The following is a 26,143-nucleotide window of genomic DNA, read 5'->3' as shown; positions in this document are numbered from 1 at the left end:
GGCGGGAACAAACCACTGTATGGATGTCCAGAAAGCAAAACAGCCGCTTTCGTAAGCGGCTGTTTCTTAAGGGAATTCTTTGGGGTGGCTGATGGGACTCGAACCCACGACGACAGGAATCACAATCCTGGACTCTACCAACTGAGCTACAGCCACCGTAGCACCGTCGTCAGTACTGCTCGACGGAAACCAAGATTATACAAACTTCGTTTGGCGATGGCTAGTAGTACGCACAAAATTTTTCTGGTGCGGCCAAGCGAAGTTCTGAAGCCTCAGGACCAGCGGGCTTCGAGCCGGATCGCCTCGTGGATCGCGTCGAGCGTTTCCTGCTCCGTCTGATAGGTACCCGGCAGTCGACGGCTCCTGCCGTTCAGCACATCGGTCTGCAGCGCCGCCGCAGCGGCGGCATCGGTGCCGCGATGCCAGCAGTAGCGAGCGGTCCAGGTACCGTTCTGCAACCGCTCGACGACCCAGACGACGCGGAAACCTTCGAACGCGACACCAAACAAGCCCTCTTCTTCCATTCCACCCTCCGAGGCCAGATCTTCTTGTCGTTTTTGGGCTCCATCTTGCCATCACCCGGTTGGGGGGTCACCCCTTTGCAAGAGCTAAACAAGGATTGTCGGCAGGGACGTTGCTCGGCGGCATCAGGCCGGCGCAGGCGGGGCGGAGCGGAATGGAAACGGGACGGCGGACGACGGCGGGGTGCGGGAGGACTGCAGGAGGGGTGCAGGAGGGGTGCAGGAGGGGTACAGGAGCAGAGGGCCGGGCAAAAAAAAGTCCGCACATGGCGGACTCTTAAACTCTTGCGATCTCAATGCCCTGAAGGCAATTGCAATGTAACTGTCATCGACGCCAAGCACCATTCGGGTAAACGAAAGGACCGGCGGCCGACCGAGCCCCAGACAAAAAAAGCCCGCACAAGGCGGGCTCCAAAATCAGTTGAAGAAAGCCCTGTATTCGAGGGCACGGACAGTTTAAGAAAATCGGAATCGGCTTGGCTATCTAGGGGAATCCCTTTCCTGGTGCCTGCGATCGCCCGCATTGGCGCGAAAAGCGGCGGAAAGTGGCTGGAACACGGCGGCACGGCCCCCGAAGCCCTATGCCCGATTCGAAATTAGAGTCTGCCCTCCAATCGGCGGCTCGCACGCCGACCACGGAGCCTGCCGCGCCCGTGCGGCAGAATCACGCCGCCTGCAGCGATCGCTCCGCATGCAGATGGCTACGCGCCTCTTCGAACAGCGCATCGACACCGTCCCGGGTACGGATCGCGTTCATCCGGCGGGCGTCGGACAGCACGCGCCGCCACCCCCGTCCGCCCGGCACACCGCGATACAGACCGAGCATGTGCCGCGTCGCGGCGCCCATATAACCGCCCCGCTCCACCAGATCGCCGATATAGCGCTGCATCGCCAGTTCGGCGTCGAGCCGCGAAGGCGACGGCGCGGTATCGCCGTAGTAGCGGCGATCGACCTCCGCCAGCAGGAACGGCTGATGGTAGGCCTCCCGCCCGATCATCACGCCGTCGACGTGACGCAGGTGTTCGTCGATCTCGTCGTAGCGCGTGATGCCGCCATTGATCAGGATTTCGAGCTGCGGGAATTCGCGCTTCAGCTGGTAGGCCACCTCGTAGCGCAGCGGCGGGATCTCGCGGTTTTCCTTCGGGCTCAGCCCCTTCAGGATCGCATTGCGCGCATGAACGATAAAGGTCTCGCAGCCGGCCTCGGCAATGGTGCCGACAAAATCGCGGACGAAATCGTAGTGCTCGATGGTATCGATGCCGATCCGGTGCTTGACGGTGACCGGCACCGACACGGCGTCGCGCATCGCACGCACGCAGTCCGCCACCAGTTGCGGCTCGGCCATCAGGCAGGCGCCGAACGCCCCACGCTGGACGCGCTCGGACGGGCAGCCGCAATTCAGATTGATCTCGGCGTAACCCCAACGCTCGCCCAGCCTGGCGGACGCCGCCAGATCGGCCGGCTCGCTGCCGCCCAGTTGCAGGGCCACCGGCTGCTCGGCCGGATCGAAGTCCAGATGGCGCGCAACATCGCCATGCAGCAGCGCGCCGGTCGTCACCATCTCGGTGTACAGCCAGGTGTGGCGGCTCAGGTGGCGATGGAAGGTCCGGCAATGGCGGTCCGTCCAGTCCATCATCGGCGCAACCGAAATACGCCGTGGATTGACCTTCTGGGGATCGGCCGGAGCCGGCGCCGCGCCTGCGGCTAGCGATTCGGACATGACTTGGTTCGGCTATCCCGTCCGTCGACGGGAACGAGGAAAACCCGAAAGTTTACCACCCGGTGCCGCATCGCATCGCCCACCACTTTTACGGATCGATGGCCCGCGGCGGGCCGGCCGGCCCACGCACAAGCCGCCTCTGCGCCGCGGCTCAGTCGTTCAGCCGCTGCTCCCGCGGCTGCAGCTCCAGGCCCAGCTTGACGAACAGGTCGAAGGCATCGGCCAGCAGGTGTTGCTGGCGCGGCAGCAGGCTCGCGTACGGCATGTCGTAGATCGACTGGTGCGCGCCGCGGTTGCCCTTGAGCCCGCGGTCGCGGGCGATGTCGGACAGCAGCGCCGCGAAGCCGGACAGGTCTTCGGCGTCGATGGCGTTGTTCAGCACGGTCGCCAGCAATTGCGGCGAGGCCGTGGCCCAGCACCCGACCAGTTCGGCGTTGGCCGCGCCTTCCGGGAAGTCGGAGGAGTTGTCGCTTGCATCCATATCAGCATTGTCGGCGCCAATTTCGCGTTCTTTACCCCTACCGTAGGGGGGCAAGGCGGCGAAGGCGCCGTCACAGTCAGCTTGCGGCGTTGCGCTCCACCCAGGCCGCAAAGGTCGTCAGGAATTTGCCCAGAAAGGCACGCGTCGATTCGTTGCCGATATTGCCCTGGTCATCGAACAGCTTGTCGACGCCACCGATATACGCTTCCGGCATCTGGAGCACCGGCACGTTGAGGAATACCAGCGACTGGCGCAGATGGTGATTGGCGCCAAACCCGCCGATCGCGCCCGGCGAGGCGCTGATCACGGCCCCCGGCTTGCGGTCCCAGGCGCTCTGCCCGTACGGGCGCGAACCCACGTCGATCGCGTTCTTCAGCGGGGCCGGCACCGAGCGGTTGTACTCCGGCGTGACGAACAGCACCGCGTCGGCGCGGCGGATGCGGTCGCGGAACGCGGTCCACGGTGCGGGCGGGTTGTCGTCCTCGTCCTGGTTGTACAGCGACAGCTGACCGATCTCGACGATCTCGAGCTTGAGCTCGGGCGGAGCCAGTTTCGCCAGCGCCAATGCCAGCTTGCGATTGAAGGAATCCTTGCGGAGGCTGCCCACCAGTACTGCGACATCGCGTGGAGTGCTCATCGTGCTTCCTTTTCTGAGAGAGACGGGGAAAGGAAAGGCCGCCGAACGACGGCGGGACCGGCCATCTCTGGCCGGCGCCCAGACCACACTCTAACCCGATGTCGCTTTGGCCGTGCGCGCCGCTGCCCATGGGCCGAGGCGCGCAGCGGCTTACGTTTGCAGTCCGGCCTGCAATCAGGCTTGCAATCCAGCCAGCGGATGCGCCTCCACGCGCCACGGGCTGTCGAAGAAGGCCAGCACCTTGTTGCGCTCGACCTCGTCGAGCCGGGCCGGTCGCCACTTCGGCGCGTGGTCCTTGTCGATCGCCAGCGCGCGGATACCCTCGACGCCATCGCCGTAGCGGAACACGTCGTGCATCATGTCGAGCTCCATGCGCAGCTCGTCCTCGAGCGCCATCGTCCGTGCGCGGCGGATCTGCTCCAGCGTCACGCACAGCATCAGCGGCGAGCGCGTCCGCAAGGCGGCGGCGGTCTGCGCCGACCACTCGTCGCCCGCATCGCTGACGATGGCGACGATCTCCTGCACCGTGGCGGCGCCGAAGGCCACGTCGATCGCATCGCGCTGGCGCGCCAGCAGGCTCGCTGCCGGATCGCAGGCGGCGCGATGCCGGGCGGTGACCGCATCGATCGCGGCCAGCACGTCGTCGCCGCTGGCGAAGCTGCTACCGCGCAGCGACGCCGCCAGCTCGGCCAGCGCGTTGCTCGGCACGAAGGCATCGGCCAGGCCCGCGTACAGCGCGTCGGCGGCGTGAATCACGTTGCCCGTCAGGCCCAGATACTCGCCGAGGCGTCCGGGCGTGCGCGCCAGGAACCAGCCGCCGCCCACGTCGGGAAACAGGCCGATATTGGTCTCCGGCATCGCCATCTTGGTGCGCTCCGTAACCAGCCGCCGCCGCGCGCCTTGCGAGATGCCCATGCCGCCGCCCATCACCACGCCATCCATCAGCGCGATATACGGCTTCGAATAGCGGTGGATCTTGTGATTGAGCGCGTATTCCTCGACGAAGAACTGGTCCAGCGTCGGATCGCCGGCCAGCGCGGCCTGATGGAAGAAACGGATGTCGCCGCCCGCGCAGAAGGCCTTGCCGCCGGCACCGGCGACCACCACGGCCACAACGCCGGGATCGGCGGCCCACTGGTCCAGCGCCTGCGTCAAGGCACGCACCATGTCGAGCGACAGGGCGTTCAGGGCCTGGGGCCGGGTCAGCGTCAGATAGCCGACACCGCCGACGACTTCGGTTGCAACAAACTCGGTCATGTCTCCTGTTCCTGTGGTGACGAAATGCAGGCCGTCACTGTACACCAGCCATGCCGGGCCGAACTCCGTGCCGCCGGCCGAATGCCGTGGGTTCAGGCGAGGCGGAAGCGCGCCATCAGCCCGGTCAACCGCTGCGCCTGGTCCTCCAGCGAAGTCGCGGCAGCGGCGGCCTCCTCGACCAGCGCCGCATTCTGCTGAGTCATGCCATCCATCTGCGTGACCGCCTGATTCACCTGTTCGATGCCTTGCGACTGCTCCATCGAGGCGGCGCTGATGCCGCCGACGATCGCGCTGACGCGGCGCACCGCGCCGACGATGTCCTCCATCGCGCGGCCGGCATCGGCGACGATCTCGCTGCCGGCGCGGACATTGCACACCGATTCGTCGATCAGGCCGCGGATTTCCTTCGACGCGGTCGCGCAACGCTGCGCCAGGTCGCGCACGTCGCCCGCCACCACGGCGAAGCCGCGGCCATGCTCGCCGGCTCGCGCGGCCTCGACCGCGGCGTTCAGCGCCAGGATATTGGTCTGGAATGCGATCTTCTCGATCACGTCGATGATGTCGACGATCTTGTTGGCGCTGGCGTCGATCGCCTGCATGGTGTCGACCACGCGCGTCACCGCTTCGCCGCCCCGCTCCGCAAGCCCGCTGGCGTTGCCGGCCAGCGCATCGGCTTCGCGCGCGTTGTCGGCGGTCTGCCGCACGGTCCCGGTCAGCTGCTCCATGCTCGACGCGGTCTGCTCCAGCGAGGCCGCCTGCTCCTCGGTGCGCTGGGACAGATCGGCATTGCCCAGCGCGATCTGCCGGCTCGCGGCGGCGATCGCATCGGCGCCGGTCCGCACCTCGCCGACCATGCCGGCGAGACTGGCTTCCATGCGCGCCAACATGTCGAGCATGCGGCTGGTCTCGTTGCGACTGGTCTCACCGGCCACGCTGCCACCGTTGTCTGCAACACGACGATCGTGCTGCCGCGGCGTATCGAGAGCCCGCGCCGCACTCAAGTCTCCGCGCGCGATCCGCTCGAAACGCGCAATCGCAGAATCGAGCGGGCCGACGATCGAGCCGCGCAGCCGCCAGGCAAAGACGGTACTGAACGCCACGCCCAGCACCAGCAGTGCCAGCGACCACGTGCGCAGCTTCGCAAAGCGCTGCTGCGAATCCTGATAGACGGTCTGCGCGGCGGCGGTCTGCAGCTTGTTCAGTTCGGCATTGGCCGACGTGAAGGCGATATCGAGCTTCGGAATGGTATCGAGCACCAGCGCCATCACGCGCTCGCGATCGCCTGCCTTCAGCGCGGCGATCATCGGCTCGACCCCTTGCTTGTGCAGTGCTTCCCGACGTGCCGACACCAGCGCGGCGGCGCGGTCTTCGTGCTCGCCGCGCGGCATTGCCAGATAGGCCTTCCACGCCGTCTCCGACGCCCGTGCGAATCCGGCCGCGGTCTCGGCACGTGCGAGCGCATCGGCCGGATCGGTGGCAAAGGTCGCCTGATCCAGCAGCACGCGCACCAGCAATTGATTTGCGCGCGCCTCGGACAGATGCATCGCCGCGGCCAGCTGATGCTGATAGATCTCGCGCGTGGCATCGTTGCTGCGCGACATGCCAAGCCAGCCGAAGGCGCCCACGATCAGCAGGATCGAATTGGTAACGACAATCAGGCCCCACAATCGGGCCCCAATGGTGGTGTTGCGAAACATTCCAGCTCCCCGTTCTCGTTGTGCGATCGCGGCATGTCTTGCCGCTCCGCTATCAACGGCGCGCTGGCGCGTTCCTTGACGGCACCGGAATGAAAGTCTGTGTATCCGCAGGATTTGCGAATCGATACGCGCTTATCCGACCAGGACGCGAGCTTTAGAATGACCCCTGCTTACCGAGGAGGCGGCACCATGACTGTCAAACGCATCGTCGCCAACATCGCGACCCCGAACATCGACAAAGCCCAAGCCTTTTATGGCGACATGCTCGGCATGGATGTCGTGATGGATCACGGCTGGATCCGGACCTATGCCACCGATCAAACCACCACACCACAGATCAGCTTCGCGGCCGAGGGAGGCTCCGGCACACCGGTGCCCGATCTGTCGATCGAAGTGGACAACCTCGACGAGGTCCATGCCCGCGCCGTGCAGGCGGGCTTCCCGATCGAATACGGCATCGCCGTCGAGCCCTGGGGCGTGCGCCGCTTTTTCGTGCGCGATCCGTTCGGCAGGCTGGTGAACATCCTCTGCCATCTCTGACGACGGCGATCGCCTCGGCAACATCGAGCCGATGCGCGCCGAGCCGCCCCCAAAACAACAAGGGCCGAGCCCCGTTACCACAGGACTCGGCCCTCGACCTTCCGGTCAGCGTATCGCGTATCGCTTATGCGCCTTCGCGCGAGGCGCGCTTGCGCTCGTGTTCCTTCAGGAAGCGCTTGCGCAGGCGGATGCTCTTCGGCGTGATCTCGACCAGTTCGTCGTCGGCGATGAATTCCACCGCGTATTCGAGCGTCATCTGGATCGGCGGCACCAGGCGCACCGCTTCGTCGGTACCCGAGGCGCGCACGTTGGTCAGCTGCTTGCCCTTGATCGGGTTGACGACCAGGTCGTTGTCGCGGCTATGGATGCCGATGATCATGCCTTCGTACAGCGGGTCGCCCGGCTTGACGAACATGCGGCCGCGATCCTGCAGCTTCCACAGCGCGTAGGCCACGGCCTCGCCGTCGTCCTGCGAGATCAGCACGCCGTTGTGGCGCTCGCCCAGACCGCCTTCGCGCACCGGCGCGTAGTCGTCGAAGATGTGCGAGATCAGGCCGGTGCCGCGCGTCAGCGTCAGGAATTCGCCCTGGAAGCCGATCAGGCCGCGGGCCGGAATGCGGTATTCGAGGCGGGTGCGGCCCTTGCCGTCCGACGCCATGTCCAGCAATTCGCCCTTGCGGCGGCCCAGCTCTTCCATCACGGCGCCCTGGTGGCCGTCCTCGACGTCGACCGTCAGCAGCTCGTACGGCTCGTGCTTGACGCCGTCGATCTCCTTGAACACCACGCGCGGACGCGACACGGCCAGCTCGTAGCCTTCGCGGCGCATGTTTTCCAGCAGGATGGTCAGGTGCAGTTCGCCGCGGCCCGACACTTCGAACACCGTGTCGTCGCCGGTCTCGGCCACGCGCAGCGCCACGTTGGACTTCAGTTCGCGGTCCAGACGTTCGCGCAGTTGGCGGCTGGTGACGAACTTGCCTTCACGGCCGGCCAGCGGCGAGGTGTTGACGCAGAAGTTCATCGTCAGCGTCGGCTCGTCGACCTTCAGCATCGGCAGCGCGTCCTGCGCTTCCGGCGCGCATACGGTGCAACCGATGCCGAGTTCTTCGATGCCGTTGATCAGCACGATATCGCCGGCCTCGGCCTCGGGCACGATCTCGCGCTCCAGGCCGCGGAACTTCAGCACCTGGTTGATGCGGCCCTTGATCGGGTTGCCTTCGGGGCCGAACTTGACCACCACGTCCTGCAGCGGACGGGCACGGCCGCGGGAGATGCGGCCGACGCCGATCTTGCCGACGTAGCTCGAGTAGTCCAGCGAGATGATCTGCAGCTGCAGCGGACCGTCCGGATCGTCATTGCGCACCGGCACCTTGTCGAGCACGGTCTCGAACAGCGGCTTCATGTCGCCGTCGCGCACGTCCTCGGTCAGGCCGGCGTAGCCATTCAGGCCCGAGGCGTAGATCACCGGGAAATCGAGCTGCTCGTCGGTCGCGCCCAGCTTGTCGAACAGGTCGAAGGTCTGGTTGATGACCCAGTCCGGACGCGCGCCCGGACGGTCGATCTTGTTGATCACGACGATCGGCTTCAGGCCCAGCGCCAGCGCCTTGCGCGTGACGAAGCGGGTCTGCGGCATCGGACCTTCGACGGCGTCGACCAGCAGCAGCACGCCGTCGACCATCGACAGCACGCGCTCGACCTCGCCACCGAAGTCGGCGTGGCCCGGGGTGTCGACGATATTGATATGGGTGCCGTTGTACTCGACCGCACAGTTTTTCGCCAGGATCGTGATCCCGCGTTCCTTTTCCAGGTCGTTCGAGTCCATCACCCGCTCCGCAACCTGCTGGTTCTCACGGAAGGTGCCTGCCTGGCGCAGGAGTTGGTCCACCAGGGTGGTTTTGCCATGATCGACGTGGGCGATGATGGCGATATTGCGGATTGCGCGGGTCATTGCGGCTCTCGCTTGCAGCTGGGCATCAAAAATTCAACCCGCCATTCTAGCATGTTGCGGCGCAAAACTGCGGACGACCGATCCGACTGTCTTTCGCGTTGCTGCAAGGGCTTGCGGCGCACTATTTCCAAAACCGCAATGACGAATTGACGTTCTTGCTGTTCGCTCAATCCCTGCATATATTTGCCACGACAAAGATTGCATAGGCAAACGATGAACGCCCCGCCCCCCGACGATACCTACCCCTTCGATCCCGCCTCGTACCGGATCTGCGACAGCGTGGGCTATCTGATGGCGCGGGCCAAGGGCGAGCTGTCGCGCGACGTCGAGCAGGAAGTCGGCGCGCTGGATATCACGCACGCGCAGGCTTCCTGCCTGGTGATGCTGGCGCACGACCGCGCCCGGACGGTCACGGATCTTGGCCGCGAGCTGAACACCGATATGGGTTCGGTGACCCGTCTGATCAGCCGCATGGAAAAACGCGGCCTGGTCGAGCGGCGCCGCAGCGACGCCGACCGGCGCATTGTGGATTTGTGCGTCACGCCGGCCGGCTGGGCGCTGGTCGACCAGTTGCCAACGATCTTCTGCCGGGTGCTGAACCGGCGCTTCCGCGGCTTCTCCGAGGCCGAAATCGCCCAGTTCCGCGACATGCTGCAACGGGTGATCGCCAACAACTCCGGATAGCGGCGCTCCTGCAGTCCCGGTCATCCCCCGAACCATTCCTGCGGCCCGTGCCCCCGGCACCGGACCGCGGCATCCGCATTTCGTCGTCGTCCCAACATGAACCAACAATTTTCGACTTCTCGCCGCGCTCCGGCGCGGCAACCGGCCCGACGCCTTGGCGCCTTCGCGCTGAGCGCGCTGGCCGCCGCCGCGCTGGCCGGCTGCGCCGCCTTCGGCAATTCGCACACCACGCAGGTCATGACCGAGCCCGCGCAGCTGGCCACCGCGCAGACGCTGCCCGGCGAGCACGGCCAATGGCCGTCGCAGGACTGGGTCGACCAGTTCGGCGATCCGCAACTGCGCGCGCTGGTCGACGAAGCGGTGCAGAACAGCCCCAACCTGCAGGCAGCGCTGGCGCGCGTGCAGGCCTCGCGTGCGATGGCCGACGCCACCCGCAGTGCGCTGTACCCGCATATCGACTTCGACGCCTCGCTGACGCGCCAGCGTTTTTCCGAGACCGATCTGTACGAGGGCACGCCGCGCGCCGGCTCGTGGCAGAACCTGTCGCGGATGCAGGTGGGCCTGTCCTACGACCTCGACTTCTGGGGCAGGAACCGCGCGGCGCTGGAAGCCGCGCTGTCGGACGACCGCGCCGCCGAAGCCGAAAGCCAGGCCTCGCGGCTGCTGCTGACCACCGCGGTGGCGCGCAACTACGCCCGCCTGGCCGCGCTGTTCGCGCAGCGCGATGTCGCAGAACGCGCGATCGCGCAGCGTGGCGATCTGACCGAGCTGTCGCGCCAGCGCCTGTCGGCCGGGCTCGATACACAAGTGGAAACCACGCAGGCACGCGGCACGGTCGCGTCGGCCCGCACCGATCTGCAACGCATCGAAGAAGAAATCGCGCTGGCGCGCAACCAGATCGCCGCGCTGCTCGGCAAGGGCCCGGACCGCGGTCTGGCGATCCAGCGGCCGACGCTGCTGGCGCATGCGACGCCAACGCTGCCGGACAACCTGGCGATCGACCTGCTCGGTCGCCGGCCCGACCTGGTGGCAGCGCGCTGGCGCGTCGAAGCCTCGTCGAAGGACATCGACGTCGCCCGCGCGGAGTTCCTGCCCAATATCACGCTGAGCGCCTTCGCTGGCCTGGCCTCGCTCGATCCGTCCAATCTGCTGCTCGGCATCAGCCGCCAGTTCGGCTTCGGCCCGGCGGTTCGCCTGCCGATCTTCGAAGGCGGGCGGCTGCGCGCGAACCTGAAGGGCAAGCACGCGCAATACGACCTGGCGGTGGCCAACTACAACCAGACGCTGGTCGACGCGCTGCGCGAAACCGCCGATACCGTGACCAGCATCCGCAGCGTCGACCAGCAGATCCAGACGCAGCGAGAGGCGCTGGAGCTGGCCGAGCACGCCTATGCGCTGGCGACCACGCGCTACAAGGCCGGCCTCGGCACGCAGCTGACCGTGCTGAATGCCGAGAGCAACGTGCTGCAGCAGCGGCGCCTGGCTACCGATCTGCAGGCACGCCGGCTGGACCTGCAGATGGCGCTGGTCAAGGCGCTCGGCGGTGGATATCAGCAACCCGGCGAGCCGACCGAGGGCCAGCCGGCACAGGCGGCCAAGCCCGCCGCCGCCACGCCCGCGCCATCCCCCGCCACTGCAGCGGCGCACGGCTGAAGCACCCGCCGACCCGCAACCCGACCTCGAAGAACAACGACAACGTCCGAATCGTTTTAGCGACCGACATCATGAGCGACCAACAACAGAACGCGGCCACCCGCACGCAACCCTCCGACAACAACAACGGCAAGCGCAAGCGCCTGCTGCTCTCGCTGACCGCCGCCGTGGTGGTCGCGGGCCTGGCCTATGGCGGCTACTGGGCCCTGTATGCGCGCCATTTCGAAAGCACCGACGACGCCTACGTGGCCGGCAACGTGGTCCAGGTGACCCCGCTGGTGCCGGGCACCGTGGTGGCGATCGGCGCCGACGACACGCAGCTGGTCAACGCCGGCCAGCCGCTGATCCAGCTGGACCGCGCCGACAGCGAGGTCGCGCTGGCGCAGGCCGAAGCGCAGCTGGCGCAGGCGGTGCGCGAGGTGCGCACGCTGTACGTCAACAACGGCTCGCTGGCCGCCAACGTGGCGCTGCGCCAGGCCGATGTGGCGCGGGCCCGTGAAGACCTGAAGCGCCGCCAAGCCATCGCCGGTTCCGGCGCGGTCTCGTCCGAAGAACTCGCGCATGCCCGCACCACGCTGCAGGCTGCCGAATCGGCGCTGCAGGCCGCACGCGAACAGCTCGCATCGAACAAGGCGCTGACCGACCAGACCACCGTCGAGAAGCATCCGAACGTGCAGCGCGCCGCCGCCAACGTGCGCGCCGCCTACCTGAACTACGCGCGCTCGCAGCTGCCGGCGCCGGTGACCGGCTATGTCGCCAAGCGCTCGGTGCAGGTCGGCCAGCGCGTGGCCGCCGGCTCGCCGCTGATGGCCGTGGTGCCGCTCGATCAGGTCTGGGTCGACGCGAACTTCAAGGAGGTCCAGATCACGCATATGCGGATCGGCCAGCCGGTCACGCTGCACGCGGACGTCTACGGCTCCGACGTCGAATATCACGGCAAGGTGGCCGGCTTCTCGGCCGGCACGGGCTCGGCCTTCTCGCTGCTGCCGGCGCAGAACGCCACCGGCAACTGGATCAAGGTGGTGCAGCGCCTGCCGGTGCGCATCGCGCTCGATCCGCAGCAACTGAAGGACCATCCGCTGCGCATCGGCCTGTCGATGAACGTCACGGTCGACGTGCGCAAGACCGAAGGGGCGGCGATGACGACCACCACCGCCAGCAAGCCGCTGCAGACCGATGTCTATGACAAGGTGGGGCACGATGCCGATGCGCTGATCGCGCGCATCATCGCGACCAACAGCGGGCGCCAGGGCGCCGAGCCGGCAGCCCCCGCCTCGGCGGCACGCGCCTCGACCGCCCAGTCCACGGCGACCGCCAAAGCGACCACGCACGCCTGATCATGGCCGATACCCTGACCGCCCGCGAGGGCGTCGAACCCACGCCTGGATCGGCCCCTGCGGCTGCGGCGCGCCCCGCGCACCAGCAGCCGCTGTCGGGCGGCAAGCTGATCGTCGGCACGATCGCGCTGTCGCTGGCCACGTTCATGAACGTGCTCGACTCGTCGATCGCCAACGTATCGATCCCCGCCATCTCCGGCGACCTGGGCGTCTCGCCGAACCAGGGCACCTGGGTCATCACGTCGTTCGCGGTCGCCAACGCGATCTCGGTGCCGCTGACCGGCTGGCTGACCACGCGCTTCGGCGCGGTTCGGCTGTTCGTCACGTCGATCCTGCTGTTCGTGCTGTCGTCGTGGCTGTGCGGCGTCGCGCCGAATCTGGAGGTGCTGCTGGCCGCGCGGATCCTGCAGGGCGCGGTGGCCGGGCCGATGATTCCGCTGTCGCAGTCGCTGCTGCTGTCGAGCTATCCGCCGCACAAGAGCACGATGGCGCTGGCGCTATGGGGCATGACCACGCTGGTCGCGCCGATCATGGGCCCGCTGCTCGGCGGCTGGATCTCGGACAACATGACGTGGCCCTGGATCTTCTACATCAACATCCCGGTCGGCATCCTGGCCGCCTACGCGACCTGGGTCATCTATCGCGACCGCGAGACGCCGAAGCGCGTGCTGCCGATCGATACGATCGGGCTGGCGCTGCTGGTGATCTGGGTTGGGTCGATGCAGCTGATGCTGGACAAGGGCAAGGAGCTCGACTGGTTCCATTCGACCGAGATCGTCACGCTGACGGTGGTCGCGGTGGTCGGCTTCCTGTTCTTCCTGGCGTGGGAGCGCTACGAGAAGCATCCGATCGTCGATATCAGCCTGTTCAACGGCCGCAACTTCAGCGCGGGCGTGGTGGCGATCTCGGTCGCCTACGGACTGTTCTTCGGCAATCTGGTGATCCTGCCGCTGTGGCTGCAGACCATCGTCGGCTATACCGCGACCGATGCGGGCATCGTGATGGCCCCGGTGGGCATTTTTGCGATCCTGCTGTCGCCGGTGATCGGCCGCAATCTGCCGAAGATGGATCCGCGCTGGGTCGCCACGGCGGCGTTCATCACGTTCGGCATCGTCAGCCTGATGCGCTCGCGGTTCACGATCGACGTGGACACCACCACGCTGATGATTCCGACGCTGATCCAGGGCGCGGCGATGGCGATGTTCTTCATCCCGCTGACGTCGATCATCCTGTCAGGGCAGCCGCCCGACAAGATTCCGGCGGCCTCGGGCCTGTCCAACTTCGTGCGGATCACGTTCGGCGCGATCGGGGCCTCGGTGTCGACCACGGTGTGGGAGAACCGCTCGGCGATGCACCATGCGCATCTGGTCGAACAGGTCAATCCGTACAACCCGGTCTACAACGCCCAGGTCGAGCATCTGATGCAGCAGGGCATGAGCCATCTGCAGGCGGTCGGCGTGATCGAGCGCACCATCTCGCAACAGGCGTCGATGCTGGGGGCCAACGATATCTTCTGGATCTCGGGGGTGATGTTCTTCGCGCTGATCGTGTTTGTCTGGCTGACCAAGCCGAAGGGTAGCGGGGGCGGGTCGGCGGATGCGATGGGGGCGCATTGAGGGCGCATTGAGGCAGCATTGACGGCGGCATGGCAGGCTCGGCGCAATAGCGACCGCCGCTTGCCCTCTCCCCCGCCCCTCTCCCGCAAGCGGGAGAGGGGAGAAAACCAGCAGTACGCTCGCCCTTCCGCTAGAACTTCAGCAGTGTCCCCACCCTTCCCTGACCGATTGTGTTCTCCCTCTCCCGCTTGCGGGAGAGGGTTGGGGAGAGGGAAATCTCCGGCGATCGTCAGTCGACAGGAGTCAGCCGCACCAGCCGCTCCGGCCGCAGCGCGCCTTCGCGCCATCTGGCCACGCCCAGCAGCCGCGGCGGCTCGCCGCCATAGACGCGCGCCAGCGCGTCTTCCCGCGATCCCATGCTCTGGAATGCCTGTGCGGGCAAATCCCGGCCGGCGATGCGCTGACCCTGCAGGAAGCGCTGCGTCGCCAAAGCATCGAGCGTGACGGGCACGCAGCGTTGCAGCAGCGCGTCCACCGGTGCCAGCAAGGCCGGACGCGTGCCGTCGTCATGCTCGGCAAGCTGTTCCAGCGTGACCGCGCCGTCCAGCGTCAGGTCGCCGACCGCAGTGCGTCGCAGCGCGGTCAGATGCGCGCCACAGCCGAGCGCCTCGCCGATGTCCTCGGCCAGCGTCCGGATATAGGTCCCCTTGCTGCAGGTCACGCGCATCGCGAACACTGGCGCGCCGGGCAGCTCGCAGCTCAGCAAGGCGATCTCGTGGATCGTCACGCTGCGCGCCGCGCGCTCGACGGTTTGCCCGGCGCGCGCGTATTCGTACAGCGGCCGGCCATCCTTCTTCAGCGCCGAATGCATCGGCGGCACCTGCTCGATCGCGCCGACGAAACGCGCCAGCGCGGCGTTCAGCGCCGTCGCATCGCAGTTCACCGGACGCTCGGCAATCACCTCGCCTTCGGCATCGCCGGTCGACGTGCGCTGCCCCAGCCGTACCGTCGCCTCATAGGTCTTGTCGGCATCGAGCAGGTCCTGCGAGAACTTGGTCGCCTCGCCGAAGCACAGCGGCAGCAGCCCGGTCGCCAGCGGATCGAGCGTGCCGGTATGGCCCGCCTTGTTGGCGCGCAGCAGCCGCTTCGCGCGGATCAGCGCATCGTTCGACGACAGCCCGAGCGGCTTGTCGAGCAGCAGCACGCCATGCACGTCGCGGCGCGGCAGCCGGGGCGGACGTGGAGCGTTGGAATCGGTCATGGGGAATGAAACGGGGGGGAGCGGCGCGAGCGGTGGCGGCAGGGCTTGCCATCTCGGCATGCCACCAGGCCGCGTGGCCCGGAGAAGGCGACGGCGCAGGACGCGCCGGCGCCGTTGACTTATTCGTCCTTGGCGCGCGTGGCGTTGGCCTGGTCGATCAACTTGGACATCTCGATCGCGTGTTCGACCGAGGTATCGTGCACGAAGCGCAGCGTCGGGACGGTATGGATATGCAGCCGCTTGAACAGCAGCGAATGCAGGTAGCCGGCCTTCTCGTTGAGGATCGCCTCGGCGTCGGCCGGTTCGGCGCCCAGCACCGTGAAGTGGACCTTGGCGTGCGCGTAGTCGGGCGTCAGTGCGACCGACTGCAGCGTCACCAGGCCGAGCCGCGGGTCGCGCAGTTCGCGCTGGATCATCTCGGCCAGATCCTTCTGGATCTGGTCGGACAGGCGCAGGTTACGGGAAGAGATATTGCCTTTTTTGGCCATGCGATACGACTTTGCCAGCGGCGTCGCCAGCGAAGGCGATGGGTCCGACGGCGTGGATGGGCCGGCGGCGGCGGACCGGTAAAGGTCCGCCGCCGCGGCGCGCCGCCTTACAGCGTGCGCGCGACCTCGGTGATTTCATACACTTCGAGCTGGTCGCCTTCCTGAACGTCGTTGAAGTTCTTGATCGACAGACCGCACTCGAAGCCCTGCTTGACTTCCTTGACATCGTCCTTGAAGCGCTTGAGCGAATCGAGCTCGCCCGAGAACACCACGACGTTGTTGCGCAGCACGCGCACGAAGGCGCCACGCTTGACCAGACCGTCGGTGACCATACAGCCGGCCACCGCGCCGATCTTCGGCACGCGGAACACCTGGCGTACCTCGACCTGGCCGATCGTCACTTCGCGCTTCTCCGGCGCCAGCATGCCGGACATCGCGGCCTTGATCTCGTCTACCGCATCGTAAATGATGTTGTAGTAGCGGATGTCGATGCCGTTGTTCTCGGCCAGCTTGCGCGCACCGGCGTCGGCACGCACGTTGAAGCCGATGATGACCGCCTTCGATGCCGTGGCCAGGTTGACGTCGGACTCGGTAATGCCGCCCACCGCGCCGTGCACGATCTGCACGCGCACTTCTTCGGTCGACAGCTTCTGCAGCGACTGCACCAGCGCTTCCTGCGATCCCTGCACGTCGGCCTTGACGATCAACGGCAGCGTCTGCACTTCGCCTTCGGCCATCTGCTCCAGCATGGTCTCGAGCTTGGCCGCCTGTTGCTTGGCCAGCTTGACGTCGCGGAACTTGCCCTGACGGAACAGCGCGATTTCGCGCGCCTTGCGCTCGTCGGGCAGCACCAGCACTTCCTCGCCGGCAGCCGGCACTTCCGACAGGCCCTGGATCTCGACCGGAATCGACGGACCGGCTTCCTTGGTCGGCTTGCCGTTCTCGTCGAGCATCGCGCGGACGCGGCCGTAGGCGCTGCCCGCCAGCACGACGTCGCCGCGCTTGAGCGTGCCGCTGCTGACAAGCACCGTCGCCACCGGGCCCTTGCCCTTGTCCAGCTGCGCTTCGACGACCAGGCCCTTGGCCGGCGCGTCGACCGGTGCCTTCAGCTCCAGGATTTCGGCCTGCAGCGACACCTGCTCCAGCAGTTCTTCGACGCCCGCGCCGGTCTTGGCCGACACCGGCACGAACGGCGAATCGCCGCCGTACTCTTCCGGCAGAACCTGCTCGGCCACCAGTTCCTGCTTGACGCGGTCCGGGTTGGCCTCGGGCTTGTCCATCTTGTTGATCGCCACCACGATCGGCACACCGGCCGCCTTGGCGTGGGCGATCGCTTCCTTGGTCTGCGGCATCACGCCGTCATCGGCGGCCACCACCAGGATCACGATATCGGTCGCCTTGGCACCGCGCGCACGCATCGCCGTGAAGGCCTCGTGGCCCGGCGTATCGAGGAAGGTGATCACGCCGCGATCGGTTTCCACATGGTAGGCACCGATATGCTGCGTAATGCCGCCTGCTTCGCCCGCCGCGACCTTGGTGCGACGGATGTAGTCCAGCAGCGAGGTCTTGCCGTGGTCGACGTGACCCATCACGGTGACGACCGGCGGACGCGGCAGCTGCTCGGCGTCCGACTGGTCCTCGCCGCCTTCGATCAGCAGCGCTTCCGGATCGTCCAGCTTGGCCGCCAGCGCCTTGTGGCCCATTTCCTCGACCACGATCATCGCGGTCTCCTGGTCCAGCACCTGGTTGATGGTCACCATCTGGCCGAGCTTCATCATCTGCTTGATGACCTCGGAGGCCTTGACGGCCATCTTGTGGGCCAGGTCGGCCACCGAGATGGTCTCGGGCACATGGACCTCGCGCACCACCGGCTCCATCGGAGCCTGGAAGCCGCTGCGGTCGTCCTGCTGATGCTTGCCGCCACGGCCGCGCGGGCCACCGCGCCAGCCGCCGACACCGCCCGACGAATCGCCGCGGGTCTTCAGGCCACCGCCCTTCTTGCGCGCGCCCTCGTCCTGCCAGGTCGACGAGCCCTTGACCACCTTGCCGGTCTTCTTGTCGACCGTCGTAGTAGCCACCGCGGGCTTCTTCTCGTCCTTCTTGGCCTCGACCGTGCCGGCCGGCTTGACCGGCTTGTGCAGCGTGCCGCTCTGCTCGGCCTTCTTTTCCTCGGCCTTGCGCTCGGACGGTGCCTTCAGCACGCGCGCCGGCGCATTGAGCATCTGCTGGATCGCGCGGGCCTCGGCCTCGGCGGCCTCGCGGCGCTTGCGGGCCGCATCCTGCTCCGCGCGCACCTTGTCGGCGGCGGCCTTGGCATCGTCGGCGGCCTTCTGCGCGGCGGCGCGCTCGGCCGCCAGACGCGTCTTGTCGTCTTCGGCCTTCTTGCGATCCGAATCCTCGTTGGCCTCGCTCGCGGCGCGCGTTGCCGCGGCCTCTTCCTCGGCCTTGCGGGCGGCCAGCTCGGCCTGGCGGCGCTCTTCCGCCTCCAGCGCTTCCTGGCGTGCGCGGCGCTCGGCTTCCTCGCGTTCGGCCGCCTCCTGGCGGGCCTTCAGCTCGGCTTCCTGGCGCGCCAGCAATTCGGCCTGGCGGCGTTCCTCTTCGGCGCGGCGTGCCAGCTCGGCCTGGTCGACCACCGGCTCGGACACTTCCTGGCCGTCGGCCGCGCCATCGGCGGGCGTCTCGTCGCGCTTGATCAGGACGCGCTTCTTGCGCACCTCGACCTGTACCGTGCGCGTCTTCCCGGTCGCATCCGCCTGGCGGATCTCCGAGGTTTCGCGCTTGGTGAGCGTGATCTTCTTGCGCGAGCCGTCGTCTGCCTGACCGTGCGAACGCTTCAGGTAGTCCAGCAACCTGGCCTTGTCGGTCTCGGTGATCACGTCCTCAGGCTTGGACTTGCCCACCCCAGCTGCCTGCAATTGTTCCAGCAGGGCAGCTGCGCTGCGACTCAGTTCTGCGGCCAGTTGGGCAACTGTTGTGCTTGCCATTCAAACCCTTTCAATGCTCGGTTTCTACGTCGGGACAGTCTTGTGCGGAAAGCGCGCTCTATGCGAACGTGTCCCTCAGTTGAACCAGTGTTCCCGTGCTTTCATGATCAGCGCTTTGGCTTCTTCTTCGCTGACCCCGGTCATCTCGACCAGTTCGTCGACCGCCAGTTCGGCAAGGTCGTCACGCGTGTGGATATCGCCCTCGGCGAGCTTGCCGATCAGCTCCGGCGTCAGGCCGTCCAGCGAGCGCAGATCCTGCGACACCGCCTCGACCTTCTCTTCGCGAGCCAGCTCCATCGTCAGCAGCGCATCGCGGGCGCGATTGCGCAGCTCGTTGACGGTGTCCTCGTCGAAGGCCTCGATTTCCATCATCTCGCTGATCGGCACGTAGGCGACTTCCTCGAGCGAGGAGAAGCCTTCCTCGATCAGGATGTCGGCCACTTCCTGATCCACGTCCAGCTTGGACATGAACAGGCGCCGCACCACTTCGCTTTCCTCGGCCTGTTTCTGCGCCGATTCTTCCTGCGTCATGATGTTGATCTGCCAGCCGGTCAGTTCGGACGCCAGGCGCACGTTCTGTCCGCTGCGGCCGATCGCGACGGCGAGGTTTTCCTCGTCGACCACGACGTCCATGCTGTGCTTCTCTTCATCGACGACGATCGACTGCACCTGAGCCGGCGCCAGCGCGCCGATCACGAACTGCGCCGGATCTTCCGACCACAGCACGATGTCGACCGCTTCGCCGCCGATCTCGTTGCGCACCGCGGTGACGCGGGTACCGCGCACGCCGACGCAGGTGCCGATCGGATCGATGCGCTTGTCGTGCGCCACCACCGCGATCTTGGCGCGCACGCCCGGGTCGCGGGCGGCCGCCTTGATCTCCAGCAGGCCTTGTTCCATCTCCGGCACTTCGTTCTCGAAGAGCTTGATCAGGAACTGCGGCGAGGTGCGCGACAGCTCGATCTGCGGGCCACGCGCGGTGCGGTCCACATTCAGGATATACGCTCGGACGCGGTCGCCGGTACGCAGATTTTCCTTCGGAATGATCTGGTCGCGTGCCAGCAACGCCTCGACGCGGCCGGACTCGACGATCAGGCCCTTCTTGTCGGCGCGCTTGACCGTGCCGGTCATGATCTTCTCGCCGCGTTCCAGATAATCGTTCAGGATCTGCTCGCGCTCGGCGTCGCGGATCTTCTGCAGGATCACCTGCTTGGCAGCCTGCGCGCCGATGCGGCCGAACTCGACCGACTCGATCTGCTCCTCGACGAAATCGCCGAGTTCCATATTGGGGTCCTGCTCGCGGGCTTCAAACAGCAGGATCTGCTTGTCCGGCTCCTGCAGGCCCTGCTCGTCGGGCACCACCAGCCAGCGGCGGAAAGTCTCGTGCTCGCCGGATTCCCGATCGATGTGCACACGGATATCGACGTCTTCCTCGAAACGCTTCTTGGTGGCCGAAGCGAGAGCCGCTTCGAGCGCACCGAATACCACATCCTTGTCGACGTTCTTCTCGCGCGCAAGCGCATCGACGAGCAACAGAACTTCGCGGCTCATTGCTTGTTCCCTTTTCTCTGATTTCCTTTGAAGTCGATAACCGGCACCAGGCGCGCCTTGTCGACATCGGATACGGTAAATTCCAGCAGCGCCGGGCCTTCCTTGCCCTCGAATTCCAGGCCGATCTTCTCGGCGCCGGGCTCGCCCGTGGGCGGCTGCAGGATGCCGACGAAGTTCTTGCGGCCGTCGATCGGCAGGCGCAGCGTCACGCGCACCTCCTCGCCGGCAAAGCGAACATAGTCGGCCAGTTTTTTCAGCGGACGGTCCAGTCCCGGAGAGGAGACCTCGAGCCGTTCGTAATCGACGTTCTCGACGGTCAGCACGTGGGTCAGCTGGCGGCTGACCTTCTCGCAATCCTCGATGGCAATGCCGGTGTCAGGCTGATCGATATAGACGCGCAGCAACCCGCCTGGGGCGCGTTCAAGTTCGACCAGCTCATACCCCATGCCGGTCAGTGTGGTTTCGATCAAATCTGCCAGATGCACTGTCGTTCCGAAAAATGGCCATCAAACTACCGGGCAAGGCCGCGGCGAATGGCCGGCTGCCTGCCGTCATCTCCGGCGGAGCCCCACATCGCGATTTTCCGCGTGTTCGGACGATCGGACGAACCAAAAAAAAATGGGCGGAACGCCCATCATTCGCCCATCCCCTTGGAGGATGACTTTTTGAATAGACTCGCATTATACGCGCTAGGGCCACAAAAGGCAAAGCAGAGCGAAGGGGGCACGCTTTGTGCCAGCCTTCGCCCCGTCCGGCCTCGCGGCCCGGCGCGCGCTTGCCTCAGCGGCTGCCGCCGCGGGGGCGTCCGCGCCGGGGCGCGGTCGGCTTGCCAGCCTTCGGAATCACATTGCCGTTGGGCTCGCCGCCGCGTCGCTGCGGACGTCCCTGGCCCTGGCCGCCTTGCCGCTGCGCGCCGCGGGCACCGCCGCGCGCACCGCCGGCGCGGCCGCCGCCGGAGGGGCCGCGCATGCCGGGCTGCGGCGGCAGGCTGACGCCCGCTGCGAACCTGCCGGTGTGCGAGGTCAGCAGCGTCGGCGAGGTGATATAGCCCATCGACGTCTGCATCGGGTCCGGCTGGCCGCGATTGGCGCCGCCGCGGCCGCCTTCCTTGTTGAAGCGCGGCAGGCCGTCCATGCCGGTCGGCATCGGCTTGCCCTCGATCGCGGCCTGCTCGCGCTGCTTGCGGCCACCGACCTTGGTCGCGCCCTTGGGGGCGCCCGCCTGCTTGGCCGGGGCCTTCAGCCCGACCGCCGCCATCAGCGCACGCACCTCCTCGGGCTCCAGCTCCTGCCAGCGGCCGCGCTTGAGGCCGCGCGGCAGCAGGAACTGGCCATACCGGGTACGGATCAGCCGCGACACGGTCAGGCCGACCGCCTCGAACATGCGCCGCACTTCGCGGTTGCGGCCCTCGGTCAGCGCCACGTGATACCAGTGGTTGACCCCTTCGCCGCCGCCGTCGACGATGCGCAGGAAGTTGGCCTGGCCATCGTCGAGCTGGATGCCATGCAGCAGGCGCTGGCGATCCGCCTCGGCCAGCTCGCCCAGCGTGCGCACCGCATACTCGCGCTCGACGCCGTAGCGCGGATGCATGAAGCGGTTGGCGATATCGCCGGACGTGGTGAAGATCAGCAGGCCTTCGGTATTGAAGTCCAGCCGGCCGACGGCGACCCATTTGGCGGTCTTCAGGCGCGGCAGGCTGTCGAACACGGTCGGACGGCCTTCCGGGTCCGACTGGCTGACGATCTCGCCGGCCGGCTTGTGATACAGCAGCACGCGCGGCGGCTTGCTGGTCACGCGGCGGTGGATCAGCTTGCCGTTGACCCTCACCTGGTCGGTCGGCAGGATGCGCTGCCCGATATGCGCGGGCAGGCCGTTGACCGACACGCGGCCCTGCAGAATCAACTCTTCCATTTCGCGGCGCGAACCGAGACCGCCTTCGGCCAGCACCTTGTGCAGCTTGGGCGCATCGTCCTCGGCGGACAGTTCGCGCACCGGCTTGGCCTTGCGCGTCGTGCCGGCGGCACCGCCGTCGGCGTCGTACTGGCCCGAGATCACGAAGCGGAACAGATCCTCGGCCGCGGCGCTCTTGTCGCCCTTCGCGGCCGGCCTGGCGTTGCCCTTGTCGGCCGTCGGCGCGGCGGACTTGCCGGCGCCCTTGGCGGGACGTGCGGCGTTCTTGCCGCCCTTGCGCTTGCCCGCGGGACGCGGCTGGCCGTTGTTGCCGGCTTCGCCTTCGGGTCGTGCGCCCTCGGCCCGGGCGCCGCCGCTCTGGCCGCCGCTCTGGCCGCCGTTCTGGCCGGCGTTCTGGCCCGCATTCTGACCGGCATTGCCGCGGCCGCGGCGTTGCTTGCCGGCATTCTCGCGCGGCGCCTCGCCCTCGGCCGGCTTGGCGCGCCGACCGCGTCCGCCTCGCGATCCGGGCGCGGGCGCCGCCGTGGCGCCGCTGGCGCCGCCTTCGGGCTGCACCGCCGCGCCGGCATCGCCGGCGACGGCTTCGCTGCCGTCGCGGTCCTGCGCGGACTGGCGGCGCGAGGCCACCAGATTGCGCAGGCCGCGGCGCAGGCCCTTGCGGCGCGGCGCGGCGCCTTCGGCTGGCGTCTCCGCGTCGCGCACGTCTTGATCGATAGAGTCGGACAAAGTATTCACACTCGCTTGTTGCATCTGGTGTTAGTTCGGGACGCGCGCGCCTTGCTCGTCGGCATCGCGTGGATCCAGTTGGGGCGCGTCGGCGTCGGCCTGGTCGGCGGACTCGTCGGCAGCGTCGGCGTGGTCAGCGTCGGGGGCATCGTCAGCGGGCGCCGCTGCGGGCATATCCGCGGGTTCGGCGGCTTCGGCGACTTCGGCAGCTTCGGCGGGATCGTCGGTCTGCACCGGCGCGTCGCCGGAGGCCGCGTCGGCGGTCACGCCGACCGCATTCGTTTCTTCGGCCGCACCCGCATCCGGCGGCGCCACGCCGGCGGCATCGTCCACAGCCGCATCGACCGCAGCAGCATCGACGCCATCGGCCTGCGCGACACCTGCCGGTACCGCCGCGAAGGCTTCCTCGTCGACGCCGGCCGCGGTGGCGACCTCTTCGAAGTCGATCGCACCCTGCTTCAGCAGCGCTTCCTGGACCTGCGCCTGCGGATCTTCCAGCGGCGGCAGTTCGTCCAGCGTACGCAGGCCGAGATCGTCGAGGAAGGTCTTGGTGGTTGCATACAGCGACGGCTTGCCGGGGACGTCGCGATGGCCGATCACCTCGATCCAGCCGCGATCCTCCAGCTTCTTGATCACTTCGGTGCTGACCGTGACCCCGCGGATTTCCTCGATATCGCCGCGCGTGACCGGCTGGCGATAGGCAATGATGGCCAGCGTCTCCATCACCGCACGCGAGTATTTGGGCGGTTTTTCCGGATTGAGCCGGTCCAGATATTCGCGCATCGCCGGCCGGCTCTGAAAGCGCCAGCCGCTCGCCAGCGCCACCAGCTCGACCCCGCGCGGCTCCCAGTCCTTGCGCAACTCTTCCAGCAGAACACGGATCGTGTCGGCGCCGACGTCGTCGGCGAACAAGCGGCGCAAATCGGCGACGCGCAGCGGCTCCTGCGCGCAGATCAGCGCCGTCTCGAGGACGATTTTCGCCTCTTGGGTATTCATGTTGTGGTGTGCGGCCTGTCTTTGCATCTGCGTCCGTGACACCCGGACGCGCTGGAGATTGGTCGATTCAGCAGCGCGCGTTCCGCTTCAGGGACGCCTGCCGCCATTCATCGCGCAGCGGACCGGGATGCTTGCCGCATCGGGTCCGCGCGCCTTCTCATCGGTGCATCGATTGCCGGTCCGGTCCGGCAGAAGATCGTCCGCCCGTCTCCCGAATTCGGTCGGCGGAAGGACCAGCGCGCCGCGCCGTCTCCCCTGTTGCGGCCGACACGCCCGGACAGCCGCGACTGTCCGGATTGCGAGACAACTTGGTCATGGCCTGGCGTGCAGCCTGTCGGGCCCCTCGCTGCCACGCCGCTGGCCGGTATTCTTGGCCGATGTCGACACCGGATGTTCTAGCCGGACAGTGCGGGGAGGGAGATGGGTATGGAAACCCATGAGTGCCTTGACAGACGCCTGGAACAAGCGCGACCGGGCGACCACGACACCTGCGCGAAAGCGGCCCGGTCGCCGTGGCTTCCCGCGATTGTATGGCATTCCCGCGCCGGCCTGCAACCGCGGGGTTGGACGGGAAGCTGCCGGGCGGCCTCAAAGGGTCAGGCAGAAGCCGTGGGCGGCCAGCGTTTCGGGCAGCATCGCGGCCCGCGCGAGACCGGCCGCGCCGAACAGCGCCACCGCCGCGCCGATGCCGCGCCGAACCCACGGGCGCCGCGCCAGCACGCGCAGGCCGGCCGACAGGCTCGACAGCATCAGCAGATTGGGCAGCGTACCGAGGCCGAAGGCGAGCATCACCAGCGCGCCCGACGGCGCGCTGCCGGCCAGCAGCGCCAGCGCGAGCGCGGCGTAGACCATGCCGCACGGCACCAGACCCCAGGCCAGTCCGGCGGCGTAGCGACGCAGCAGCCGTCGGTCGGCGCCCGTGTCCTGCCGCACGAGGGCCCTTCCGCCCCAGCGCGCCCACGTCGCCGCCAGCCGCCGCGCTGCGGCCTGGACGCCCGGGCGCTTTCCCGCGAGCCGCGCGCCGCCCAGCGCCCATAGCCCGGCGAGTAGCAGGCTCGCACTGCCCGCTGCAAACAGCGCGCGCTGCAGCGGCAGATACTGCGCCTTCCACGCGCTCGCCCCCACCGCGCCGAGCAAGGCACCGAGCATTGCATAGGCACTCAGGCGGCCGGCATGCAGGACCAGCAGTTCACGGACCCACGCAGCGCGTCTGCGGTACAGCGGCACCGGCGCAGCCTGCCGCGCATCGCGGCTCTCGAGCACCAGCGCGATGCCGCCGCACATCGCCGCACAGTGGACACCGCCCAACAGTGCCAGCAGAAACACGCTGATCAGTACGCCGATCGCCATCTCAGGCTCCCCCTGGCCAGAGTGTGCACGGTAGAATGCCCGCACCCCTTTGCGCCCATCGCGATGTCGATGGCAACCCCTTCCCTTCGCGCGGATTCCAATTGCTGAACGCCATTCCCCTGAACGACCAATCGACCCGCTGTTCCACCTGCTCGCTCGGACAGCTGTGCCTGCCGATCGGCATGTCGGCGCAGGACGTCGAAAAGATGGACACGCTGGTGCAGGAACGCGTGCGGGTGCGCAAGGGCGAATCGCTCTATCGCCTCGGCGATGCGCTCGACGCGATCTATGCGATCCGCTTCGGCACGCTGAAGACGCACGTGACGATGGAAGACGGCCGCGCACAGATCACGGGCTTTCACCTGCCCGGCGAAGTGGTCGGCTTCGATGGCCTGACCGAGATGCGGCATGCATCGGACGCGACCGCGCTGGAAGACACCGAGGTCTGCGTGGTCCGCTACGACGAGATCCAGACGCTGTCGGCCTCGCTGCCTTCGCTGCAGCACCAGTTCATGCGGCTGATGAGCAAGGAAATCACGCAGGACCAGATGATGCTGATCACGCTGGGCTCGATGCGCGCCGAAGAGCGGCTGGCGGGCTTTCTGATCAGCCTGTCCGAGCGCCTGGCGGCACGCGGCTATTCCGCGTCCGAGTTCGTGCTGCGGATGAGCCGCGAGGAAATCGGCAGCTATCTGGGGCTGAAGCTCGAGACCGTCAGCCGCCTGTTCTCGCGCTTCGCCGAAGCCGGCCTGATCCAGATCCGCCAGCGCCATGTGAAGCTGGTCGACATGGACGGCATCCGCCAGCTGCTGGGCAAGACGGCCTGCTGATGCCGGCACGGCGGTGGC

21 protein-coding genes and 1 tRNA gene are annotated in these 26,143 nt (G+C 67.1%); 6 read left to right on the top strand and 16 right to left on the bottom strand.

What is annotated here, in order from left to right; all coding sequences use genetic code 11:
* Positions 1 to 80: 80 nt before the first annotated feature.
* The 7 genes from J5T34_RS09395 to J5T34_RS09365 all read right to left on the bottom strand — a co-directional run bounded on the left by J5T34_RS09395 (position 81) and on the right by J5T34_RS09365 (position 6,313).
* Positions 81 to 156: transfer RNA gene (locus J5T34_RS09395), tRNA-His, on the bottom strand.
* A gap of 116 nt (positions 157 to 272) precedes the next feature.
* A complete protein-coding gene (locus tag J5T34_RS09390) occupies positions 273 to 524 on the bottom strand; it encodes a hypothetical protein (protein ID WP_208579522.1) in 252 nt (83 codons plus the stop codon).
* Between the two features lie 661 nt (positions 525 to 1,185).
* On the bottom strand, positions 1,186 to 2,241 hold the full coding sequence (dusA, locus tag J5T34_RS09385; protein WP_208579521.1) for a tRNA dihydrouridine(20/20a) synthase DusA: 1,056 nt from the start codon (positions 2,239 to 2,241) through the stop codon (positions 1,186 to 1,188).
* 151 nt (positions 2,242 to 2,392) lie between these two features.
* Positions 2,393 to 2,722, bottom strand: a complete 330-nt coding sequence (locus J5T34_RS09380; RefSeq protein ID WP_208579520.1) for a hypothetical protein — start codon at positions 2,720 to 2,722, stop codon at positions 2,393 to 2,395.
* 76 nt (positions 2,723 to 2,798) lie between these two features.
* Positions 2,799 to 3,359 carry an NADPH-dependent FMN reductase gene (locus J5T34_RS09375; protein ID WP_208579519.1) on the bottom strand — a complete coding sequence of 187 codons (561 nt, stop codon included), beginning with the start codon at positions 3,357 to 3,359 and terminating at the stop codon, positions 2,799 to 2,801.
* 174 nt (positions 3,360 to 3,533) lie between these two features.
* On the bottom strand, positions 3,534 to 4,616 hold the full coding sequence (locus J5T34_RS09370) for an enoyl-CoA hydratase/isomerase family protein (RefSeq protein WP_208579518.1): 1,083 nt from the start codon (positions 4,614 to 4,616) through the stop codon (positions 3,534 to 3,536).
* A 92-nt stretch (positions 4,617 to 4,708) separates the two neighbouring features.
* Positions 4,709 to 6,313: a methyl-accepting chemotaxis protein gene (locus J5T34_RS09365; RefSeq protein WP_208579517.1), complete on the bottom strand. Its 1,605-nt coding sequence runs from the start codon at positions 6,311 to 6,313 to the stop codon at positions 4,709 to 4,711.
* Positions 6,314 to 6,502: 189 nt separating this feature from the next.
* Here J5T34_RS09365 and J5T34_RS09360 point away from each other — a divergent pair, with 189 nt between their 5' ends.
* Positions 6,503 to 6,853, top strand: coding sequence for a VOC family protein (locus J5T34_RS09360; protein ID WP_208579516.1), 351 nt, complete (start codon positions 6,503 to 6,505; stop codon positions 6,851 to 6,853).
* Positions 6,854 to 6,977: 124 nt separating this feature from the next.
* On the opposite strand, the gene typA is transcribed toward J5T34_RS09360, so the two are convergent.
* Positions 6,978 to 8,798, bottom strand: coding sequence for a translational GTPase TypA (gene typA, locus J5T34_RS09355; protein WP_208579515.1), 1,821 nt, complete (start codon positions 8,796 to 8,798; stop codon positions 6,978 to 6,980).
* A gap of 213 nt (positions 8,799 to 9,011) precedes the next feature.
* Between typA and J5T34_RS09350 the strand changes: the two genes are divergently transcribed.
* The 4 genes from J5T34_RS09350 to J5T34_RS09335 all read left to right on the top strand — a co-directional run bounded on the left by J5T34_RS09350 (position 9,012) and on the right by J5T34_RS09335 (position 14,088).
* Entirely contained in the window at positions 9,012 to 9,482 is a 471-nt protein-coding gene (locus tag J5T34_RS09350; RefSeq protein WP_208579514.1) for a MarR family winged helix-turn-helix transcriptional regulator, read from the top strand.
* A 96-nt stretch (positions 9,483 to 9,578) separates the two neighbouring features.
* On the top strand, positions 9,579 to 11,135 hold the full coding sequence (locus tag J5T34_RS09345; RefSeq protein ID WP_244258790.1) for an AdeC/AdeK/OprM family multidrug efflux complex outer membrane factor: 1,557 nt from the start codon (positions 9,579 to 9,581) through the stop codon (positions 11,133 to 11,135).
* A gap of 71 nt (positions 11,136 to 11,206) precedes the next feature.
* Positions 11,207 to 12,472 carry an HlyD family efflux transporter periplasmic adaptor subunit gene (locus J5T34_RS09340; RefSeq protein ID WP_208579513.1) on the top strand — a complete coding sequence of 422 codons (1,266 nt, stop codon included), beginning with the start codon at positions 11,207 to 11,209 and terminating at the stop codon, positions 12,470 to 12,472.
* 2 nt (positions 12,473 to 12,474) lie between these two features.
* On the top strand, positions 12,475 to 14,088 hold the full coding sequence (locus tag J5T34_RS09335; protein ID WP_244258789.1) for a DHA2 family efflux MFS transporter permease subunit: 1,614 nt from the start codon (positions 12,475 to 12,477) through the stop codon (positions 14,086 to 14,088).
* 229 nt (positions 14,089 to 14,317) lie between these two features.
* On the opposite strand, the gene truB is transcribed toward J5T34_RS09335, so the two are convergent.
* The 8 genes from truB to J5T34_RS09295 all read right to left on the bottom strand — a co-directional run bounded on the left by truB (position 14,318) and on the right by J5T34_RS09295 (position 25,295).
* Complete coding sequence (gene truB / locus J5T34_RS09330; RefSeq protein ID WP_208579512.1) at positions 14,318 to 15,289, bottom strand: tRNA pseudouridine(55) synthase TruB; 972 nt, start codon at positions 15,287 to 15,289, stop codon at positions 14,318 to 14,320.
* A gap of 119 nt (positions 15,290 to 15,408) precedes the next feature.
* Entirely contained in the window at positions 15,409 to 15,777 is a 369-nt protein-coding gene (gene rbfA, locus J5T34_RS09325; RefSeq protein WP_149319110.1) for a 30S ribosome-binding factor RbfA, read from the bottom strand.
* A 107-nt stretch (positions 15,778 to 15,884) separates the two neighbouring features.
* Complete coding sequence (infB, locus tag J5T34_RS09320; RefSeq protein ID WP_208579511.1) at positions 15,885 to 18,761, bottom strand: translation initiation factor IF-2; 2,877 nt, start codon at positions 18,759 to 18,761, stop codon at positions 15,885 to 15,887.
* Between the two features lie 75 nt (positions 18,762 to 18,836).
* Positions 18,837 to 20,312, bottom strand: coding sequence for a transcription termination factor NusA (gene nusA / locus J5T34_RS09315; protein ID WP_174108445.1), 1,476 nt, complete (start codon positions 20,310 to 20,312; stop codon positions 18,837 to 18,839).
* A complete protein-coding gene (gene rimP, locus J5T34_RS09310) occupies positions 20,309 to 20,797 on the bottom strand; it encodes a ribosome maturation factor RimP (protein WP_208579510.1) in 489 nt (162 codons plus the stop codon). Before rimP ends, nusA begins: the two co-directional genes overlap by 4 nt.
* A 295-nt stretch (positions 20,798 to 21,092) precedes the next feature.
* Positions 21,093 to 22,973, bottom strand: a complete 1,881-nt coding sequence (gene rluB, locus J5T34_RS09305) for a 23S rRNA pseudouridine(2605) synthase RluB (protein ID WP_208579509.1) — start codon at positions 22,971 to 22,973, stop codon at positions 21,093 to 21,095.
* A 6-nt stretch (positions 22,974 to 22,979) separates the two neighbouring features.
* A complete protein-coding gene (gene scpB, locus J5T34_RS09300; RefSeq protein WP_208579508.1) occupies positions 22,980 to 23,945 on the bottom strand; it encodes an SMC-Scp complex subunit ScpB in 966 nt (321 codons plus the stop codon).
* Positions 23,946 to 24,533: 588 nt separating this feature from the next.
* Positions 24,534 to 25,295 (bottom strand): sulfite exporter TauE/SafE family protein, encoded by a 762-nt coding sequence (locus tag J5T34_RS09295; RefSeq protein ID WP_208579507.1) that lies wholly within the window; start codon positions 25,293 to 25,295, stop codon positions 24,534 to 24,536.
* A 101-nt stretch (positions 25,296 to 25,396) separates the two neighbouring features.
* Between J5T34_RS09295 and fnr the strand changes: the two genes are divergently transcribed.
* Positions 25,397 to 26,125, top strand: coding sequence for a fumarate/nitrate reduction transcriptional regulator Fnr (gene fnr, locus J5T34_RS09290; protein ID WP_208579524.1), 729 nt, complete (start codon positions 25,397 to 25,399; stop codon positions 26,123 to 26,125).
* Positions 26,126 to 26,143 lie beyond the last annotated feature (18 nt).

The sequence above is a fragment of the Cupriavidus gilardii genome, assembly GCF_017598945.1.
In the GTDB taxonomy this organism is placed as follows: domain Bacteria; phylum Pseudomonadota; class Gammaproteobacteria; order Burkholderiales; family Burkholderiaceae; genus Cupriavidus; species Cupriavidus gilardii_E.
This window is presented reverse-complemented; position numbering and strand designations above follow the sequence as displayed.

What these genes read in the sequence shown, in the direction of transcription:
- J5T34_RS09390 (WP_208579522.1), bottom strand. Translation starts at nt 524, where the DNA reads ATGGAAGAAGAGGGCTTGTTTGGTGTCGCGTTCGAAGGTTTCCGCGTC.
- dusA (WP_208579521.1), bottom strand. Translation starts at nt 2,241, where the DNA reads ATGTCCGAATCGCTAGCCGCAGGCGCGGCGCCGGCTCCGGCCGATCCC.
- J5T34_RS09380 (WP_208579520.1), bottom strand. Translation starts at nt 2,722, where the DNA reads ATGGATGCAAGCGACAACTCCTCCGACTTCCCGGAAGGCGCGGCCAAC.
- J5T34_RS09375 (WP_208579519.1), bottom strand. Translation starts at nt 3,359, where the DNA reads ATGAGCACTCCACGCGATGTCGCAGTACTGGTGGGCAGCCTCCGCAAG.
- J5T34_RS09370 (WP_208579518.1), bottom strand. Translation starts at nt 4,616, where the DNA reads ATGACCGAGTTTGTTGCAACCGAAGTCGTCGGCGGTGTCGGCTATCTG.
- J5T34_RS09365 (WP_208579517.1), bottom strand. Translation starts at nt 6,313, where the DNA reads ATGTTTCGCAACACCACCATTGGGGCCCGATTGTGGGGCCTGATTGTC.
- J5T34_RS09360 (WP_208579516.1), top strand. Translation starts at nt 6,503, where the DNA reads ATGACTGTCAAACGCATCGTCGCCAACATCGCGACCCCGAACATCGAC.
- typA (WP_208579515.1), bottom strand. Translation starts at nt 8,798, where the DNA reads ATGACCCGCGCAATCCGCAATATCGCCATCATCGCCCACGTCGATCAT.
- J5T34_RS09350 (WP_208579514.1), top strand. Translation starts at nt 9,012, where the DNA reads ATGAACGCCCCGCCCCCCGACGATACCTACCCCTTCGATCCCGCCTCG.
- J5T34_RS09345 (WP_244258790.1), top strand. Translation starts at nt 9,579, where the DNA reads ATGAACCAACAATTTTCGACTTCTCGCCGCGCTCCGGCGCGGCAACCG.
- J5T34_RS09340 (WP_208579513.1), top strand. Translation starts at nt 11,207, where the DNA reads ATGAGCGACCAACAACAGAACGCGGCCACCCGCACGCAACCCTCCGAC.
- J5T34_RS09335 (WP_244258789.1), top strand. Translation starts at nt 12,475, where the DNA reads ATGGCCGATACCCTGACCGCCCGCGAGGGCGTCGAACCCACGCCTGGA.
- truB (WP_208579512.1), bottom strand. Translation starts at nt 15,289, where the DNA reads ATGACCGATTCCAACGCTCCACGTCCGCCCCGGCTGCCGCGCCGCGAC.
- rbfA (WP_149319110.1), bottom strand. Translation starts at nt 15,777, where the DNA reads ATGGCCAAAAAAGGCAATATCTCTTCCCGTAACCTGCGCCTGTCCGAC.
- infB (WP_208579511.1), bottom strand. Translation starts at nt 18,761, where the DNA reads ATGGCAAGCACAACAGTTGCCCAACTGGCCGCAGAACTGAGTCGCAGC.
- nusA (WP_174108445.1), bottom strand. Translation starts at nt 20,312, where the DNA reads ATGAGCCGCGAAGTTCTGTTGCTCGTCGATGCGCTTGCGCGCGAGAAG.
- rluB (WP_208579509.1), bottom strand. Translation starts at nt 22,973, where the DNA reads ATGCAACAAGCGAGTGTGAATACTTTGTCCGACTCTATCGATCAAGAC.
- scpB (WP_208579508.1), bottom strand. Translation starts at nt 23,945, where the DNA reads ATGAATACCCAAGAGGCGAAAATCGTCCTCGAGACGGCGCTGATCTGC.
- J5T34_RS09295 (WP_208579507.1), bottom strand. Translation starts at nt 25,295, where the DNA reads ATGGCGATCGGCGTACTGATCAGCGTGTTTCTGCTGGCACTGTTGGGC.